This is a genomic window from Streptomyces sp. AHA2 (assembly GCF_036857595.1).
Taxonomy (GTDB): Bacteria; Actinomycetota; Actinomycetes; order Streptomycetales; family Streptomycetaceae; genus Streptomyces.
The window spans coordinates 438,685-455,283 of sequence record NZ_JAUQWJ010000004.1 but is presented as its reverse complement, the minus strand read 5'-3'; the positions used below and the strand labels follow the sequence as shown (position 1 = coordinate 455,283).

Below are 16,599 nucleotides of genomic sequence, written 5' to 3'. Positions count from 1 at the left end.
ATCGAGTCGCTGGTCTAGGGCTGCACGGGAACCCCCACCGTCTCCGTGGCCGGCGTCCGTGAGAGCGAGTGGCCCGGACCCCGGTCACCGGCGACGGCGAACCCGCGAACGCGGGGAGGCAGGAAAGGCGAGGATCTCTGCTGCTGCCCAAAGTGGGGGTTCGCGTGTACGACTTCGACGTCCCGGCCGTGCTGTTGCGACCGGACGGCCACGTGGCCTGGGTCGGCGAGGAACAACTCGGCCTACGCGCACGGTTTCGACGGTGGTTGGGTCCGGCACACCTCTGAGACGCCCAGACCGACCTCGCTCACCCGCCGACCTCCCGCACCTACTGGCCCCGTCCACCCACCGGCCCCGCCCCCTTCCCTGGGCGATCCCCTCCGGGACCGCCCACGTCTCACCCGCCGTATCCTCAGCGACCGGCCCCGAACTCCCCACCGGCTGGCGCGGAATGAACGAGGCCAACGCGAACGCCAGCAGCGCGGCCCCGGCTCCTACGGCGCGGACGACCTCGAAGCCGTTCTGGGACGACAGGTTGGTCGGCCCGCAGAGGGGGCGTGAGCTGCGCGAGGATCACCCCGGCCACGGCGCTCGCCGTCGACGTGCCGATGGACCGCACTACCTCGGCGAAGCGACGCACTGCCCCGGCGAATCAACCCGCAGACTCGGCCGAGCAACCCACAGCCCCGACGGAGGCACAGGGCAGGAGGGTCGAACCAGCCGCGGACGCGCACCTCCGCGCCAGAGCGCTCCGCTCGACCATCCCCGCCACGCGGCAGACTGGCCCCATGTCCTCCCGCCGCAGGATCTGCCCCGAATGCCGCCGCGAGATCGCCGTCGTCGCCGGGCGGTACGCGCGCCACGACCCGCCCGGAGCGCGCGAGCACGGCGAACTCACCTCGTGCCCCGGCTCCCGCCGCCCGGCCCTGCCCGGCCCGGAGCAACCGTCCCTCGACGGCTACGTGGTACCGGACTTCCCAGGCCAGCTCCCCCTGTTCTGAAGGCCCGGCTCGGGCGGCCTCGCCTTGTCCAGCGGGCGGCCCCGCCGTGTACGCGTCCGCCCGAGCCGGTGACAGCCGGGGCGGCGGGCCTACCGAAACAGCCCCGACCGCCTCAACTGCCCCCTGCTCAGCCGCCCGAGCCACCGAGCCGCCTGAGCCACCGAGCCGCTTGAGCCGCCGAGCCGCTTGAGCCGCCGAGCCGCTTGAGCCACCGAGCCGCCTGAGCCACCGAACCGCTTGAGCCGCCGAGCCGCTTGAGCCACCGAACCGCTTGAGCCGCCCGAGCCGCCCGAGCCGTCAGTTGCCCGCGACCGACTTGACCGCGACCGACACCGGCGCCGACCCGCTGATCAGTTCCAGTGTCAGCCCGGCGGTCGCCGGGGTGTCGACCAGCTCCGCGAGCACCGCGGCCACGTCGTCGCGCGGGACGGGCCCCCGCCCCGTGTGGGCCTCCAGGCGCACCAGTCCCGTGCCGGCGTCGTCCGTGAGCTGGCCGGGACGCAGGATCGTCCAGTCCAGAGCGTCCAGGCCGCGCACGTACGCGTCCGCCTCGCCCTTGGCGCGCAGGTAGACGTCGAAGATCCCGTCGCCCCCGTGGTCCGGGTCGGCGCCCATCGACGACACGACGACGAACCGGCGGACGCCCGCCTTCACCGCGGCGTCCGCGAAGAGGACCGCCGCGCCCTTGTCGACCGTGTCCTTGCGGTTCGCGCCGCTCCCGGGCCCCGCGCCGGCCGCGAAGACCGCGGCGTCGGCGCCCCGCAGCCGCTCGGCGACCTCGTCCACGGACGCCGACTCCAGGTCGAGCACGACCGGTTCGGCACCCGCCTGCCGCAGATCGTCGGCCTGCTCGGCCTTGCGGATGATGCCCGCCACCTCGTCCCCGCGCGCGGCGAGCAACCGCTCCAGCCGCAACGCGATCTGACCATGACCACCAGCGATGACAATGCGCATGCCTTCGACCGTACGCCCGGACAGCTCCGTCCGCCGCACGACTTGACCGCACCCCCACCGTCCCGCCCACCGTCCCGCCCACCTTCCTGCCTGCGGTTCCGCCCTCACGGCACGTCTACGGCACGTCCCCCCGCCCCTGACGGGGCAGACCCAGTTCCACCGAACCCGTCGAACTGCAGTACTCCCGCACCGCACTGGTGCGTGCCACCACGCGCCCCCGGTGCACGACCACACGGCTGTACGCGAGCGAGAGCACCCCGGCCAGCCGGTCCCCGCGCACCGCCAGCAACTCGGCCGGGAAACCGGCCTCCACCCGCACCTCGGGAAGCCCGAGCACCGCCCGCGCCGAGGAACTCACGGCCTCGTAGGCCTCCTCGGGGGACAGGCCGCCGCGCGAGGCCAGCAGGTAGGCCGCCTCCAACGGGTCGCCCCGGCCCACGGGGTTCGAGACGTCCCGCAGGGCACCGCTCCCCGCGGCCACCCGCACTCCGGCCGCACGCAGCAGCCGCACCGGGGCCGCGCCCCGGCAGTCCACACCGCCGCAGCCGCCCTGCGGCAGGCACACCACGCTCACGCCGGCCGCCGCCAGCTGGTCGGCGGTCCGCGAGGCCACCTCGGACGGCAGCCGTCCCAGGTCCCCGCACGGGCTGAGCGTCACGCCGGGACGCAGTCCGCCCGCCATCGCGGCGAGCCGGGCCAGCCGGGCCGGGTCACCGGCGTCCGTGTGCAGGTCGACCGGGCAGCCGTGTTCGGAGGCGACCTCCAGGACCGCCTCCACGTACCCCGTCGGATCGGGGTCGAGGTCCGGCCGGCCGCCCACCACGGAGGCACCCATCTTCATCGCGTCCCGCAGCACCGCGAGCCCGTCCGCCCCGGCCACGCCGGTCAGTACCCGGGGCACGGCCACGGTCGTCAGCTCCGAGAGTCCCCGCAGCGCCCGGCGGGCCCGGAGCACGGCCGCCAGCGAGCCCAGCCCCTGGACGTCCCCCACGCGCACGTGCGCCCGTACGGCCGTCGCCCCGTGCCCGAGCTGGAGCAGCGCGGCCTCGGTGGCCCGGCGCTGGACGTCCTCGGGTTCGTACGAGACCGGGCCCTCGCTGTCGGCCGACAGGGCCGTGTCGGCGTGGGCGTGCGGTTCGGCCGGGGCCGGCAGGAGCAGATAGCCGCTGAGGTCCACCCGCGCCCCGCACGCGCGCGTGCCACCGCCCGTCCGCAGGCTGCCCGCCGTGCCGACCGCCTCGATGCGGCCGCCGACCAGCCGCACGTCCACGGTCCGGCCGTCGGTGAGCCGCGCCCCGCACAGCAGCAGCGACGGGGACCCGGCCGGACCGGGCGAGGAGGACGGGGGAGGGGGCGGCTGCGGCCGGCTGTCGGGCATCGCACTCCAGGGGCTCGGGCTGCGCGCGGGAGGACGCGTGATCACGCAGAGTGAGACGAGCCTAGGGCGGCCTCCCACCCGTGTCGGGGAGGAGCGCAATAGTCGTACCGGTGTGGTCCGCCGGGCCTCCGCCGGTCCGTGGCCCGGACCCGCCGGTGCGTTCCGCCGCCTTCAGCCGGTCACACCTGGGGCTCCCCGTGCGGTCCACCGTCTCGAACCGGGGTGCTCCCGATCCCGGTCCGACGCCTCGGACGCGGGGTGCGCGCAGGGCTCCCGGCGCGGTCGCCCACCTCGGGCCGGGGCGGGTACGGGCCGGCCGGGCGGGCGGTCGGAGCGCAGCGGGCGGAAGCCTCGAAACGGATTTGGGCGAACGGCGGGCGACCGTGTAATGTCTTCATCGCTCGCCCCAATAGCTCAGTCGGCAGAGCGTCTCCATGGTAAGGAGAAGGTCAACGGTTCGATTCCGTTTTGGGGCTCTGGTGTGAGAGGTTCCCGCCGCAAGGCGGGGTCCGATCGCATCACAGCGGTGTAGCTCAGTCGGTAGAGCAAGCGGCTCATAATCGCTGTGTCACCGGTTCAAGTCCGGTCACCGCTACTGACAGTAGCCGATTGCGGGGTCGGTCCTTCAATCGGCTACTCTTTCCTGCGTTAATACCATCAATCCGTTCGTCAAGGAGCACTCACGTGGCTGCCACCGACGTCCGCCCGAAGATCACGCTGGCCTGCGTGGAGTGCAAGGAGCGGAACTACATCACCAAGAAGAACCGGCGTAACAACCCGGACCGTCTTGAGATGAAGAAGCACTGCCCGCGTTGCAATGCGCACACCGCGCACCGCGAAACGCGATAAATCAGGCTCGTACACGAGGCCGTTCCCGAGTGATCGGGGGCGGCCTCGTGTCGTTGGACGACCCGTACCGGTCAGTAGAGCAACCAGGAGGTACCGGGCCATGGCGCTCGACCAGTCCTTCGTGGGGCGGACGTACCCGCCCACCGCGCCCTACGAGGTGGGCCGCGAGAAGATCCGTGAGTTCGCCGAGGCGGTCGGGGACGCCAACCCGGCGTACACGGACGCGGAGGCCGCCAAGGCGCTCGGCCACCCGGACGTGATCGCCCCGCCGACGTTCGTCTTCGCGATCACCTTCAAGGCCGCGGGGGAGGTCGTGCAGGACCCGCAGCTCGGCCTGGACTACGGCCGCGTGGTGCACGGCGACCAGAAGTTCGCCTACCGCCGCCCGGTCCGTGCCGGGGACCGGCTGACGGTCACCTCGACCATCGAGGCGATCAAGTCCCTCGCGGGCAACGACATCCTGGACATCCGCGGCGAGGTCCACGACGAGGCCGGCGAGCACGTCGTGACCGCCTGGACCAAGCTCGTGGCCCGTGCGGCCGAGGAGGCGTGAGCGATCCCATGACGGCGAAGATCTCCTACTCCGACGTCGAGGTCGGCACGGAACTGCCCGCGCAGACCTTCCCCGTGACCCGCGCCACGCTCGTGCAGTACGCGGGGGCCTCCGGCGACTTCAACCCGATCCACTGGAACGAGAAGTTCGCCAAGGAGGTCGGCCTGCCGGACGTCATCGCGCACGGCATGTTCACCATGGCCGAGGCGATCCGCGTGGTCACCGACTGGACCGGCGACCCGGGCGCGGTCGTCGAGTACGGCGTGCGCTTCACCAAGCCGGTCGTGGTGCCGAACGACGATCGCGGCGCCGAGATCGAGGTCAGCGGCAAGGTCGCCGCCAAGCTCGACGACAACACGGTCCGCGTCGACCTGACGGCCACCAGTGCCGGGCAGAAGGTCCTGGGCATGTCCCGGGCGGTCGTACGGCTGGCCTGAGCCGAGAAGAGTGCAGGTGAGGGGCGCTTCCCGGAGTGGGGGCGCCCCTCGGCCGTCTCCCGGGCCACCGACCCCTTGACGTGGTTAGTGATTGAGTACTAACTTCGTTTTCATGGCCAGGATGAGTGCGGAAGAGCGGCGCGAGAGCGTCATCCGGGCGGCGACGACCGAGTTCGCCCGGGGTGGCTACCACGGCACCTCGACCGAGGCGATCGCCCGGCGGGTCGGCGTCTCGCAGCCCTATCTCTTCCGGCTGTTCCCCGGCAAGAAGGCCATCTTCCTCGCGGCTGCGGAGCGGTGCGTCGAGGACACCATCCGGATGTTCGCGGAGGCAGCCGACGGGCTGGAAGGTGAAGAGGCCCGCCGCGCCATGGGTGCCGCGTACGTCGAGACCATCTCCGAGCAGCCCGAGCGGCTGATGATGCAGATGCAGATGTACCTCGCCGTCGCGTCCGCCGAGGAGGAGGGCGACCGCGAGTTCGGCGAAGCCGTACGCGCGGGCTGGATGCGGCTGTGGGACACCATCCACCTGCCGCTGGGCGCCGACGCCCACGAGACGACGGCCTTCATCGCCCAGGGCATGCTCATCAACTGCCTGGTGGCCATGGGTTTCCCGGCCGATCATCGGGTCTGGGCGGGGCTGGGCGCACCGGACTCCGACGGCTGACGCGGCGGAGTCCGGAAGGTGGGCCCTTCTGATTGACCGCAAAAGTTAGTAATCAATAACTAATCGATCAAGGTGTAACCCGTTCTTGGGGGAGCGATGTCACAACAGACCGCACGCCGCGGGGGAGCCGGCTGGGCCCTCGTCATCACCAGCGTCGCCGGATTCATGGCGGCCCTCGACAACCTCGTCGTCACCACCGCCCTGCCCTCCATCCGCGAGGACCTCGGCGGGGGACTGCACGACCTGGAATGGACCGTGAGCGCCTACACGCTCACCTTCGCCGTCCTGCTGATGTTCGGCGCGGCCCTCGGCGACCGCTTCGGCCGCCGGCGGCTCTTCATGGCCGGGCTCACCGTCTTCACCGGCGCCTCCGCCGCCGCCGCGACGGCACCGGGCATCGACTCCCTCATCGCCGCCCGCGCGGTCCAGGGCGCCGGCGCCGCGGTGATGATGCCGCTGACGCTCACCCTGCTGACGGCGGCCGTGCCGGCCGCCAAGCGCGGCATGGCGTACGGCATATGGGGCGCCGTCAACGGGCTGGCCGTCGCCTCCGGTCCGCTGGTCGGCGGCAGCCTCACCGAACACATCTCCTGGCAGTGGATCTTCTGGCTGAACGTCCCGCTCGGCCTCGCCCTGCTGCCCCTGGCCCGTCTCCGCCTCGCCGAGTCCCGCGGCACCGGCGCCCCGCTCGACATCGCCGGCACCCTGCTCGCCAGCGGCGGCCTGTTCGGCATCGTCTACGGCCTGGTGCGCGGTCCCGCCGACGGCTGGACCTCGTCCCTGGTCCTGACCGGCCTGGTCGCGGGCGGTGCGCTGCTCGTCACCTTCGTCCTCTACAGCACGCGGGCCGAGAATCCCATGCTGCCGATGCGGCTGTTCCGCTCCCGGGCGTTCTCCGGCATCAACGCGGCGAGCCTGCTGATGTTCCTCGGCATGTTCGGCTCGATCTTCCTGCTCAGCCAGTACATGCAGGGCGTCCTCGGCTACTCGCCCACCGAGGCCGGCCTGAGGATGCTGCCGTGGACCGGCATGCCGATGCTGGTCGCCCCGGTCGCCGGCATCCTGGCCGACCGCATCGGCGGCCGCCCGGTCGTCGCCACCGGCCTGTTCCTGCAGGCCCTGGGCCTGGGCTACATGTCGGTCGTGGCCACCGCGGACGCCTCCTACACCGCCCAGCTTCCCGCCCTGATCATCAGCGGCATCGGCATGGCCCTCTTCTTCGCCCCCGCCTCGCACCTGGTGATGTCCAGCGTCCTGCCCCAGGAGCAGGGCATCGCCTCCGGCGCCAACAACGCCCTGCGCGAGGTGGGAGGAGCGCTCGGCGTGGCCGTCATGGCCTCGATCTTCGCCGCCCAGGGCGGCTACGAGACCGGCCAGACCTTCGTCGACGGCCTGCGCCCCGCCCTGGTCACCGGCTCCGCGGTGGTCGCCGTGGCCGGTGTCGCGGCCCTGCTCATCCCCACCCGGCGCCGCACCGGGCGCCAGACCGCACCGACCGAACAGGCACCGGTGCTGGAGACGGCCTCGCACTGACCCTCTCAGGACCCGACAAGGAGAAGCAGCCGTGCCGACCCTTCCCTGGACCGTCCCGAACACCCCGCCCGCGGGCGCCGTGGTGCACGTCTTCGCCTCCCGCTTCGAGACCCGCACCCTGTGGGGAGCGCTCAGGTTCCTCGCCGGTACGCCAGGTGTCTGGCGGCAGGTCCGCCGCAGCCCCGGTGCCTACGGGGCGGCCCTGCGGGCGAAGCCCCTGAAGCGGACCTTCTGGACCCTGTCGGCCTGGGAGTCCGAGGACGCCCTGCACGCCTTCGCCCGCGCGGGCACGCACGGCCCGGCCGCCAGGGGCCTGGCCCCGCAGATGAAGGACTCGGCCTTCACCGCCTGGCAGGCGAGCAGCGACGACCTCCCCCTGTCCTGGTCCGAGGCGCTGCGCCGGCTGCCCTGACGACCACCACGCGTGCGTGCGGCCCCGTTCCGCCGGGAACGGGGCCGCACGCACGCGTGCCGGCGCCGTGGGTGCCGTCTCGTAGTCTTGGGCCCGTGCAGGAACTCCACGACGCCCCCCTCGCCCCCCTGACCACCTTCCGGCTGGGCGGTCCCGCGACCCGGCTGGTCACCGCCACGACGGACGACGAAGTGATCGCCGCCGTCCGCGAAGCCGACGGGACGGGCACCCCGCTGCTGCTCGTCGGCGGCGGATCGAACCTGGTCATCGGCGACAAGGGCTTCGACGGCACGGCCCTCGTCGTCGCCACCGAGGGCTTCTCCCTCGACGGCACCCGGCTCGAACTGGCGGCCGGAGAGGTGTGGACCGACGCCGTCGCCCGCACGGTCGAGGCGGGCCTGGCCGGCCTCGAGTGCCTGGCCGGCATCCCCGGCTCGGCCGGCGCGACACCCATCCAGAACGTCGGGGCGTACGGGCAGGAGGTCTCCGCCACGATCACGGAGGTCGTCGCCTACGACCGCCGCACGGGCGAGACGGTGACTCTCTCCAACGAGGAGTGCGCCTTCTCCTACCGCCACAGCCGCTTCAAGTCCGACCCCGAGCGTTACGTCGTCCTGCGCGTCCGCTTCGCCCTGGAGGACGCCGGCGGCCTGTCCGCCCCGCTGAGGTACGCCGAGACCGCCCGGGCCCTCGGTGTGGAGCCCGGCGACCGCGTGCCTCTGGCCTCGGCCCGCGAGACGGTGCTCAAGCTGCGCGCCGGCAAGGGCATGGTCCTCGACCCGGAGGACCACGACACCTGGTCGGCCGGCTCCTTCTTCACCAACCCGATCCTCACGGACGCCGACTTCGAGGCGTTCCGCGCCCGGGTGCGCGACCGGCTCGGCGACGGGGTGGAGCCGCCCGCCTACCCGGCCGGCGAGGGCCGCACCAAGACCTCGGCGGCCTGGCTCATCGACAGGGCCGGCTTCACGAAGGGCTACGGCGCCGGCCCGGCCCGGATCTCCACCAAGCACACGCTGGCCCTGACGAACCGCGGCAGCGCAACGACGGAGGACCTCCTCGCCCTGGCCCGCGAGGTCGTGGCCGGCGTCCGGGAAGCCTTCGGCATCACGCTGGTCAACGAGCCGGTGACGGTCGGGGTCAGCCTCTAGGCGCGCAGCGCGGCCCGGCCCCGACGCACACGCGCCGGGCAGCGCGAGCCGCCGCCCTACGACGCCAGCCAGTCGTCCACGCCCGACAGCAGCTTCGCCTTCACGTCCTCCGGCGCCGCCGACCCCCGTACCGACTGCCGGGCCACCTCCGCCAGCTCCGCGTCCGTGAACCCGTGATGCTGCCGCGCGATCTCGTACTGCGCCGCCAGGCGCGAGCCGAACAGCAGCGGGTCGTCGGCGCCCAGCGCCAACGGCACGCCCGCCTCGAACAGCGTCCGCAGCGGCACGTCCTCCGGCTTCTCGTACACCCCCAGCGCCACGTTCGACGCCGGGCACACCTCGCACGTCACCTGCCGGTCGGCCAGCCGCTTCAGCAGCCGGGGGTCCTCGGCGGCCCGCACCCCGTGCCCGACCCGGTTCGCTCCCAGGTCGTCCAGACAGTCCCGTACCGACGACGGGCCGGCCAGCTCGCCGCCGTGCGGGGCGGACAGCAGCCCGGCCTCCCGCGCGATCGAGAACGCGCGGTCGAAGTCCCGCGCCATGCCCCGCCGCTCGTCGTTGGAGAGCCCGAACCCGACGACGCCGTGGTCGGCGTACCGCACCGCCAGCCGGGCCAGCGTGCGCGCGTCCAGCGGGTGCTTCATCCGGTTCGCGGCGACCAGCACCCGCATCCCCAGCCCGGTCTCCCGCGAGGTCGTCTCCACCGCGTCCAGGATGACCTCCAGCGCCGGGATCAGCCCGCCCAGCCGCGGCGCGTAGGACGTCGGGTCGACCTGGATCTCCAGCCACCCCGACCCGTCCCGCAGGTCCTCCTCCGCGGCCTCGCGCACCAGCCGCTGGATGTCCTCCGGCTCCCGCAGGCACGAGCGCGCCGCGTCGTACAGCCGCTGGAAGCGGAACCAGCCCCGCTCGTCCGTCGCCCGCAGGCTCGGCGGTTCCCCGCTGGTCAGCGCCTCACTCAGCGCGTCGGGCAGCCGCACCCCGTACTTGTCGGCCAGCTCCAGCACGGTCGAGGGACGCATGGACCCGGTGAAGTGCAGGTGCAGGTGGGCTTTCGGCAGCTCAGAGACATCACGTACACGCTCCATCCAAGGATCCTGCCGTACACCTCGGTCGTCCCGGTAGCCGTTTCCCCTTTCGTGCTCTTGCCCGCACAGACGAACGGGGCACCCACCGGAACCGGTGGGTGCCCCGCGAGCCGGGAGCGGCGGGCAGGACGTCAGTCCCGCGCCTCCGCGAGCAGCTTCTGGATGCGGCTGACGCCCTCGACGAGATCCTCGTCACCCAGCGCGTACGACAGCCGCAGGTACCCCGGTGTGCCGAACGCCTCACCCGGTACGACGGCGACCTCCGCCTCCTCCAGGATCAGCGCGGCCAGCTCGACCGTGTCCTTGGGGCGCTTGCCGCGGATCTCCTTGCCCACCAGGGCCTTCACCGAGGGGTAGGCGTAGAACGCGCCCTCCGGCTCGGGGCACAGCACGCCGTCGATCTCGTTCAGCATCCGCACGATGGTCTTGCGGCGGCGGTCGAACGCCTCCCGCATCTTCGCCACGGCCACCAGGTCGCCGGAGACGGCGGCCAGCGCGGCGGCCTGGGCGACGTTGGACACGTTCGACGTGGCGTGCGACTGCAGGTTGGTGGCGGCCTTGACGACGTCCTTCGGACCGATGATCCACCCCACGCGCCAGCCGGTCATCGCGTACGTCTTGGCGACGCCGTTGACCACGATGCACTTGTCGCGCAGCTCGGGCAGGACCGCCGGCAGCGACACGGCCGAGGCGTCGCCGTAGACGAGGTGCTCGTAGATCTCGTCGGTCAGCACCCACAGGCCGTGCTCCACGGCCCAGCGGCCGATGGCCTCGGTCTCGTGCTCGCTGTAGACCGCTCCGGTCGGGTTCGACGGCGAGACGAAGAGCACGACCTTCGTCTTCTCCGTACGGGCCGCCTCCAGCTGCTCGACGGTCACCCGGTAGCCGGTCGTCTCGTCGGCGACCACCTCCACCGGGACACCGCCGGCCAGCCGGATCGACTCCGGGTAGGTCGTCCAGTACGGCGCGGGCACGATGACCTCGTCGCCCGGGTCGAGGATCGCGGCGAAGGCCTCGTAGATGGCCTGCTTGCCACCGTTGGTGACGAGGATCTGCGAGGCGTCGACCTCGTAGCCCGAGTCGCGCAGCGTCTTCGCGGCGATCGCGGCCTTCAGCTCGGGCAGACCACCGGCCGGCGTGTAGCGGTGGAACTTCGGGTTCCTGCAGGCCTCGATCGCGGCCTCGACGATGTAGTCCGGGGTCGGGAAGTCGGGCTCACCGGCGCCGAAGCCGATCACCGGACGCCCGGCGGCCTTGAGGGCCTTGGCCTTGGCGTCCACGGCGAGGGTGGCGGACTCGGAGATCGCGCCGACTCGGGCGGAGACCCGGCGCTCGGTGGGAGGGGTTGCAGCGCTCATGCGCCCCATCGTTTCAGACAGGAAACGCGCGCGGCACGGGGGTTTCACAGACTGAACAACCCGGGGAAACGCCTGAACACCAGTCCGGATCGGCCACGCCGCCAGGGGGATCTTCGGCCGCTGCCCCCGGTCGCCGGGCCCGCTCCCCGGGCGATCTTCCGCCAACGACCCCGGCTGCGCGTCCTTTCTGTTCGACGCCCGGCCGCGGACCACGTACACTCTCACCTCGTTGGCCTCCCGCAGGCCGTGCTCGTCCGGTGCACACCAGGCATCCGGGCGGATGCGGTACGTTGGGGGACACACAAAGGGTCGTAGCTCAATTGGTAGAGCACTGGTCTCCAAAACCAGCGGTTGGGGGTTCAAGTCCCTCCGGCCCTGCTACACACACCTTCGCCAGGATGTGTGCGCATGTACGTACAGCAATGCACCGCCGTGCGGCTCAGACCGGGCGCGGCACGGCCACGACCCGGAATCAGGTGAGGACGAGTGACGGACGCCGTGGGCTCCATCGACATGCCTGATGCCCAGGACGAGGCGCCGGAGTCCAAGAAGACCCGCAAGGGCGGTAAGCGCGGCAAGAAGGGCCCGCTGAAGCGCCTGGCCCTCTTCTACCGCCAGATCGTCGCCGAGCTGCGCAAGGTCGTCTGGCCGTCGCGCAACCAACTGACGACGTACACGACCGTGGTCATCATCTTCGTCGTCATCATGATCGGTCTGGTCACCGTGATCGACTACGGACTCAGCCACGCAGCCAAGTACGTGTTCGGCTGAGCAGCCAGCGAAGAGCGCCGAGGTACCCGGCGCTCCTTTCGCATGTTCCACCCCTATGTATCCAGGAAGAAGCAGCCACCGTGTCTGACCCGAACGTGAACGACGCCATCGAGCCTGTCGAGTCCGTCGAGGACGAGCTCGACACCGTCGAGGGCGCGGACAGCGAGGACACCGAGGCCTCCGCCGAGGTCGAGGCTGCCGACGCCGTCGCGGACGAGGACGCCGCCGAGGCCGAGACCGAGGCCGGCGAAGAGGCCGCGGCCGAGGAAGAGCCCGAGGCCGAGGAAGAGCCCGAGGACGACCGCGACCCGATCGAGAAGCTCCGCGAGGAACTGCGCGTCCTGCCCGGCGAGTGGTACGTCATCCACACCTACGCCGGCTACGAGAACCGCGTGAAGACCAACCTCGAGCAGCGCGCCGTCTCGCTGAACGTCGAGGACTACATCTTCCAGGCCGAGGTGCCGCAGGAAGAGGTCGTCCAGATCAAGAACGGCGACCGCAAGACGATCAAGCAGAACAAGCTCCCGGGCTACGTCCTGGTCCGCATGGACCTGACGAACGAGTCCTGGGGCGTCGTCCGCAACACCCCCGGCGTCACCGGCTTCGTGGGCAACGCCTACGACCCGTACCCGCTGACCCTGGACGAGATCGTCAAGATGCTCGCCCCCGAGGCCGAGGAGAAGGCCGCCCGCGAGGCCGCCGAGGCCGAGGGCAAGCCGGCTCCGCAGCGCAAGGTCGAGGTCCAGGTGCTGGACTTCGAGGTCGGCGACTCGGTCACCGTCACCGACGGCCCGTTCGCCACGTTGCAGGCGACCATCAACGAGATCAACCCCGACTCGAAGAAGGTCAAGGGCCTCGTGGAGATCTTCGGCCGCGAGACGCCGGTCGAGCTCTCCTTCGACCAGATCCAGAAGAACTAGTTTCTTCCGGACACCACCGCTTCCGCGCAGGTCAGGCGAACGCTCCGGCGCTTGCCTGACCTGCGCGGTTTTTGGCCGCGCATCTATACCCGTTATCGTTGTGCGGTATGCCTGCATCCGGGTGGTCCCCGGGGGCGGGCAGGACCCGAATCGAAAGGACCCGGAGAGCTATGCCTCCCAAGAAGAAGAAGGTCACGGGGCTCATCAAGCTCCAGATCCAGGCCGGTGCCGCCAACCCGGCTCCGCCGGTCGGCCCCGCGCTGGGTCAGCACGGCGTCAACATCATGGAGTTCTGCAAGGCCTACAACGCCGCGACCGAGTCGCAGCGTGGCTGGGTCATCCCGGTGGAGATCACGGTCTACGAGGACCGCTCCTTCACCTTCATCACCAAGACCCCGCCGGCCGCGAAGATGATCCTCAAGGCCGCGGGTGTGGAGAAGGGCTCCGGCGAGCCGCACAAGACCAAGGTCGCCAAGATCACCCAGGCGCAGGTCCGCGAGATCGCCGAGACCAAGATGCCCGACCTCAACGCCAACGACCTGGACGCCGCGTCGAAGATCATCGCCGGCACCGCCCGTTCCATGGGCATCACGGTCGAGGGCTGAGAACCCACCTCGTAGACAAGCAGTAGTGGCAGGGCCTGCTCGGCCCGGACCACGACTCCTAAGAACCCACAGGAGCAGTAGTGAGCAAGCGCAGCAAGTCCCTTCGCGCTGCGGACGCCAAGGTCGACCGGGAGAAGCTCTACGCCCCGCTCGAGGCCGTCCGTCTCGCCAAGGAGACCTCCACGACCAAGTTCGACGGCACCGTCGAGGTCGCCTTCCGTCTGGGCGTCGACCCGCGCAAGGCCGACCAGATGGTCCGTGGCACCGTGAACCTCCCGCACGGCACCGGCAAGACCGCCCGGGTCCTGGTCTTCGCGACCGGTGACCGTGCCGAGGCCGCGCGTGCCGCGGGCGCCGACATCGTCGGCGCCGACGAGCTGATCGACGAGGTGTCGAAGGGCCGTCTGGACTTCGACGCCGTCGTCGCCACCCCGGACCTCATGGGCAAGGTCGGCCGCCTCGGCCGCGTGCTCGGTCCGCGTGGTCTGATGCCGAACCCGAAGACCGGCACCGTCACCCCCGACGTCGCCAAGGCCGTCACCGAGATCAAGGGCGGCAAGATCGAGTTCCGCGTCGACAAGCACGCGAACCTGCACTTCATCATCGGCAAGACGTCGTTCGACGACACCAAGCTGGTGGAGAACTACGGCGCGGCGCTGGAGGAGATCCTCCGTCTGAAGCCGTCCGCCGCCAAGGGCCGCTACATCAAGAAGGCCGCCATCAGCACCACGATGGGCCCCGGCATTCCGGTCGACTCCAACCGCACCCGCAACCTCCTCGTCGAGGAGGACCCGGCGGCGGTCTGAGCCCTCAGGCTCACCCAACCGGTCACGGGCCCCGCACCTCTTACAGGTGCGGGGCCCGTTCCCTTTTCCGGTACGTACGCCGGTGGCCTGGGTTAACGTGCGGGAACCGGATGCGAACGGGGGAACGTATGCAGGGCACGACCGGACGCCGTACGGGACTGGGGCTCGCGGCTGCGACCGCGCTGACGGGGCTGGTCGCGTGCACCTCGCCGGCACCTTCCGACGGCCCCGGCGAGGACGGGCCCGCCGCCCGGGGCGGGTCCCTGACGGCCCTGCGCGCGGCCGAACGCGCCACCGAGCGGGCCGGGTCGGCCCGGGTCGAGTCCACCACGACCATGGGCTCGCTGATGTCCATGCGGGCCGACGGGGCCCTGGGCTGGGACGGCGGCATGACCGGCACCCTCACCATCACCTACACGGGCGGCACCGTGGCCGACACCATGCGCCGGCTGGGCAGCGCCTCCATCCAGGCCCGCTACCTGCCCGACGCCTACTACGCGCGCATGAGCGAGAAGTTCGCCGAGAAGACCGGCGGCAAACGCTGGATCCGCTACGCCTACGAGGACCTCGAAGCCCTCACCGGCGGCTCCGGCGCCCACGTCGGCGACCAGATGCGCGGCACGACCCCCAACCAGTCGGTGAAGCTCCTGCTGTCCTCCGGGGACGTCAGGAAGGTGGGCCGGGAGACCGTCCGCGGCCGGGCGGCCACCCACTGGTCGGGCACCGTGACCGCCGCCGCCGTGACCGACGCCGGCCTGCGCCGGCAGCTCACCGAGGCCGGCGTCACCAGCGAGACCCTGGACGTCTGGGTCGACGAGCGGAACCTGCTGGTCAAGAAGGTGGAGAAGGCACGGACGGCCACGGGCGTGATGACCCAGACCGCGCACTACGCCGACTACGGCGTGCCGGTCCGGGCCCAACGGCCCCCGCTGTCCGAGACCGGGGACTTCGAGGACCTGCTGCGCGAGCCCCCTCCCTCGGCCCCCTGAGCCCCGTCCCGATCCGATGGAGCCCGTGTCCCCCCGGGATCGGCGGATGAGGTTCGACATCTCCGGGTCGGACACCGGCAAGGAGCGGGACCGGCTCGGCTCGGCGCCGCAGGCCGAGCGGGACCCGGCCGCCGAGTCCACCTTCCTCGCCGGCGCCGCGCGAGCAGCGGGAGGAGAGCATGCACGTTCCTCGACTGCGACAAGCCGGTGGACGTGCAGGTCCCGCCCGCCGCGGAGGTCGCCGACCTCTCCGAGATGTTCAGGGAACTCGACGAGAGCTGATCCGTCGAACGGGCGATTTGCTTGACAGCGACCCGTTCCCGTACGCTCCTACAGAAGCCAAAGACCGCTGGTCGTTACCGCGCGCTCGCATGAGGGCGCGGTGGCCGAAGGATCCGCTGAACGGCGGACGACCCGCGCAGGTGACACAGGAGAAGCTCCCGGAGTCCATCGCCCCGTGCGTGTGGCCGTCCGGTCGAGCTACGCCCCGTGCGCTTGCGCCGGGGCGTTTCGTTTTCCCCAGTCCTCCTTCGGGTCCGCGCGGTCCGAATCACCCGGAAGGAGGCCGAGGCTCTATGGCGAGGCCCGACAAGGCTGCCGCGGTTGCCGAGCTGACGGACAAGTTCCGCAGCTCCAACGCCGCCGTGCTGACCGAGTACCGCGGTCTCACCGTGGCGCAGCTCAAGACGCTGCGTCGTTCGCTCGGTGAGAACGCCCAGTACGCCGTGGTGAAGAACACGCTGACCAAGATTGCGGCCAACGAGGCCGGGATCACGCTCGAGGACCAGCTCTTCGCTGGTCCGACGGCCGTCGCCTTCGTCACCGGTGACCCGGTGGAGTCGGCGAAGGGTCTTCGTGACTTCGCCAAGGACAACCCGAATCTCATCATCAAGGGCGGTGTCCTTGACGGCAAGGCGCTGTCCGCCGATGAGATCAAGAAGCTTGCGGACCTCGAGTCCCGCGAGGTTCTGCTCTCCAAGCTGGCCGGTGCCATGAAGGGCAAGCAGTCGCAGGCTGCCTCTGTCTTCCAGGCGCTGCCGTCGAAGCTCGTCCGCACCGTGGACGCGCTCCGTGCCAAGCAGGACGAGCAGGGCGGTGCCGAGTAACTCGGCTCGCATCCCGGCCCC

General features: G+C 71.3%; 19 protein-coding genes and 3 tRNA genes. 18 read left to right on the top strand and 4 right to left on the bottom strand.

From position 1 onward, the window contains the following. Positions 1–68: 68 nt before the first annotated feature. Both Q5694_RS12585 and Q5694_RS12575 read left to right on the top strand, forming a co-directional pair. Entirely contained in the window at positions 69–287 is a 219-nt protein-coding gene (locus Q5694_RS12585) for an aromatic-ring hydroxylase C-terminal domain-containing protein (protein ID WP_333932873.1), read from the top strand. Between the two features lie 501 nt (positions 288–788). Next, positions 789–1,001 (top strand): hypothetical protein, encoded by a 213-nt coding sequence (locus tag Q5694_RS12575; RefSeq protein ID WP_333932871.1) that lies wholly within the window; start codon positions 789–791, stop codon positions 999–1,001. A gap of 297 nt (positions 1,002–1,298) precedes the next feature. Here Q5694_RS12575 and Q5694_RS12570 read toward each other — a convergent pair whose 3' ends face one another. Next, on the bottom strand, positions 1,299–1,955 hold the full coding sequence (locus Q5694_RS12570; protein WP_333932869.1) for an SDR family oxidoreductase: 657 nt from the start codon (positions 1,953–1,955) through the stop codon (positions 1,299–1,301). Positions 1,956–2,070: 115 nt separating this feature from the next. Continuing rightward, entirely contained in the window at positions 2,071–3,333 is a 1,263-nt protein-coding gene (locus Q5694_RS12565) for an amidohydrolase family protein (RefSeq protein WP_333932868.1), read from the bottom strand. Positions 3,334–3,736: 403 nt separating this feature from the next. Between Q5694_RS12565 and Q5694_RS12560 the strand changes: the two genes are divergently transcribed. From Q5694_RS12560 to Q5694_RS12520, 9 genes are all read left to right on the top strand, one after another. Further along, positions 3,737–3,809: transfer RNA gene (locus Q5694_RS12560), tRNA-Thr, on the top strand. A 46-nt stretch (positions 3,810–3,855) separates the two neighbouring features. Beyond that, positions 3,856–3,928: transfer RNA gene (locus Q5694_RS12555), tRNA-Met, on the top strand. Between the two features lie 89 nt (positions 3,929–4,017). Continuing rightward, complete coding sequence (gene rpmG / locus Q5694_RS12550) at positions 4,018–4,182, top strand: 50S ribosomal protein L33 (RefSeq protein ID WP_003948671.1); 165 nt, start codon at positions 4,018–4,020, stop codon at positions 4,180–4,182. A gap of 100 nt (positions 4,183–4,282) precedes the next feature. Then, positions 4,283–4,735 (top strand): MaoC family dehydratase N-terminal domain-containing protein, encoded by a 453-nt coding sequence (locus Q5694_RS12545; protein WP_333932862.1) that lies wholly within the window; start codon positions 4,283–4,285, stop codon positions 4,733–4,735. Between the two features lie 8 nt (positions 4,736–4,743). After that, complete coding sequence (locus tag Q5694_RS12540) at positions 4,744–5,172, top strand: MaoC family dehydratase (protein WP_333932951.1); 429 nt, start codon at positions 4,744–4,746, stop codon at positions 5,170–5,172. Positions 5,173–5,284: 112 nt separating this feature from the next. After that, the gene (locus Q5694_RS12535) at positions 5,285–5,839 is read left to right on the top strand and encodes a TetR/AcrR family transcriptional regulator (RefSeq protein WP_333932861.1); all 555 of its coding nucleotides are present in this window, start codon (positions 5,285–5,287) and stop codon (positions 5,837–5,839) included. A 96-nt stretch (positions 5,840–5,935) separates the two neighbouring features. After that, positions 5,936–7,372 carry a DHA2 family efflux MFS transporter permease subunit gene (locus Q5694_RS12530; RefSeq protein WP_333932859.1) on the top strand — a complete coding sequence of 479 codons (1,437 nt, stop codon included), beginning with the start codon at positions 5,936–5,938 and terminating at the stop codon, positions 7,370–7,372. Between the two features lie 31 nt (positions 7,373–7,403). Continuing rightward, positions 7,404–7,784, top strand: a complete 381-nt coding sequence (locus tag Q5694_RS12525; RefSeq protein ID WP_333932858.1) for a DUF3291 domain-containing protein — start codon at positions 7,404–7,406, stop codon at positions 7,782–7,784. Between the two features lie 95 nt (positions 7,785–7,879). Beyond that, entirely contained in the window at positions 7,880–8,935 is a 1,056-nt protein-coding gene (locus Q5694_RS12520; RefSeq protein WP_333932857.1) for a UDP-N-acetylmuramate dehydrogenase, read from the top strand. Between the two features lie 56 nt (positions 8,936–8,991). On the opposite strand, the gene Q5694_RS12515 is transcribed toward Q5694_RS12520, so the two are convergent. Together Q5694_RS12515 and Q5694_RS12510 are read right to left on the bottom strand one after the other, a co-directional pair. Then, on the bottom strand, positions 8,992–10,023 hold the full coding sequence (locus Q5694_RS12515; protein WP_333932856.1) for an adenosine deaminase: 1,032 nt from the start codon (positions 10,021–10,023) through the stop codon (positions 8,992–8,994). 131 nt (positions 10,024–10,154) lie between these two features. Continuing rightward, a complete protein-coding gene (locus Q5694_RS12510; protein ID WP_333932855.1) occupies positions 10,155–11,381 on the bottom strand; it encodes a pyridoxal phosphate-dependent aminotransferase in 1,227 nt (408 codons plus the stop codon). A gap of 305 nt (positions 11,382–11,686) precedes the next feature. Here Q5694_RS12510 and Q5694_RS12505 point away from each other — a divergent pair. From Q5694_RS12505 to rplJ, 7 genes are all read left to right on the top strand, one after another. Further along, positions 11,687–11,759 (top strand) — tRNA-Trp (locus Q5694_RS12505). A 108-nt stretch (positions 11,760–11,867) separates the two neighbouring features. Next, positions 11,868–12,152 carry a preprotein translocase subunit SecE gene (secE, locus tag Q5694_RS12500; RefSeq protein ID WP_094054434.1) on the top strand — a complete coding sequence of 95 codons (285 nt, stop codon included), beginning with the start codon at positions 11,868–11,870 and terminating at the stop codon, positions 12,150–12,152. Between the two features lie 80 nt (positions 12,153–12,232). Beyond that, positions 12,233–13,072 (top strand): transcription termination/antitermination protein NusG, encoded by an 840-nt coding sequence (gene nusG, locus Q5694_RS12495; protein ID WP_333932854.1) that lies wholly within the window; start codon positions 12,233–12,235, stop codon positions 13,070–13,072. Positions 13,073–13,242: 170 nt separating this feature from the next. Beyond that, positions 13,243–13,677, top strand: coding sequence for a 50S ribosomal protein L11 (rplK, locus tag Q5694_RS12490; protein WP_093613725.1), 435 nt, complete (start codon positions 13,243–13,245; stop codon positions 13,675–13,677). Positions 13,678–13,757: 80 nt separating this feature from the next. Continuing rightward, positions 13,758–14,483 (top strand): 50S ribosomal protein L1, encoded by a 726-nt coding sequence (rplA, locus tag Q5694_RS12485; RefSeq protein ID WP_234849665.1) that lies wholly within the window; start codon positions 13,758–13,760, stop codon positions 14,481–14,483. A 128-nt stretch (positions 14,484–14,611) separates the two neighbouring features. Continuing rightward, positions 14,612–15,472, top strand: a complete 861-nt coding sequence (locus tag Q5694_RS12480; protein WP_333932853.1) for a hypothetical protein — start codon at positions 14,612–14,614, stop codon at positions 15,470–15,472. Between the two features lie 575 nt (positions 15,473–16,047). Next, positions 16,048–16,578, top strand: coding sequence for a 50S ribosomal protein L10 (rplJ, locus tag Q5694_RS12475; protein WP_094054440.1), 531 nt, complete (start codon positions 16,048–16,050; stop codon positions 16,576–16,578). The last annotated feature ends 21 nt before the right edge of the window (positions 16,579–16,599 follow it).

What these genes read in the sequence shown, in the direction of transcription:
- Q5694_RS12575 (WP_333932871.1), top strand. Translation starts at nt 789, where the DNA reads ATGTCCTCCCGCCGCAGGATCTGCCCCGAATGCCGCCGCGAGATCGCC.
- Q5694_RS12570 (WP_333932869.1), bottom strand. Translation starts at nt 1,955, where the DNA reads ATGCGCATTGTCATCGCTGGTGGTCATGGTCAGATCGCGTTGCGGCTG.
- Q5694_RS12565 (WP_333932868.1), bottom strand. Translation starts at nt 3,333, where the DNA reads ATGCCCGACAGCCGGCCGCAGCCGCCCCCTCCCCCGTCCTCCTCGCCC.
- Q5694_RS12545 (WP_333932862.1), top strand. Translation starts at nt 4,283, where the DNA reads ATGGCGCTCGACCAGTCCTTCGTGGGGCGGACGTACCCGCCCACCGCG.
- Q5694_RS12540 (WP_333932951.1), top strand. Translation starts at nt 4,744, where the DNA reads ATGACGGCGAAGATCTCCTACTCCGACGTCGAGGTCGGCACGGAACTG.
- Q5694_RS12535 (WP_333932861.1), top strand. Translation starts at nt 5,285, where the DNA reads ATGGCCAGGATGAGTGCGGAAGAGCGGCGCGAGAGCGTCATCCGGGCG.
- Q5694_RS12530 (WP_333932859.1), top strand. Translation starts at nt 5,936, where the DNA reads ATGTCACAACAGACCGCACGCCGCGGGGGAGCCGGCTGGGCCCTCGTC.
- Q5694_RS12515 (WP_333932856.1), bottom strand. Translation starts at nt 10,023, where the DNA reads ATGGAGCGTGTACGTGATGTCTCTGAGCTGCCGAAAGCCCACCTGCAC.
- Q5694_RS12510 (WP_333932855.1), bottom strand. Translation starts at nt 11,381, where the DNA reads ATGAGCGCTGCAACCCCTCCCACCGAGCGCCGGGTCTCCGCCCGAGTC.
- rplK (WP_093613725.1), top strand. Translation starts at nt 13,243, where the DNA reads ATGCCTCCCAAGAAGAAGAAGGTCACGGGGCTCATCAAGCTCCAGATC.
- Q5694_RS12480 (WP_333932853.1), top strand. Translation starts at nt 14,612, where the DNA reads ATGCAGGGCACGACCGGACGCCGTACGGGACTGGGGCTCGCGGCTGCG.
- rplJ (WP_094054440.1), top strand. Translation starts at nt 16,048, where the DNA reads ATGGCGAGGCCCGACAAGGCTGCCGCGGTTGCCGAGCTGACGGACAAG.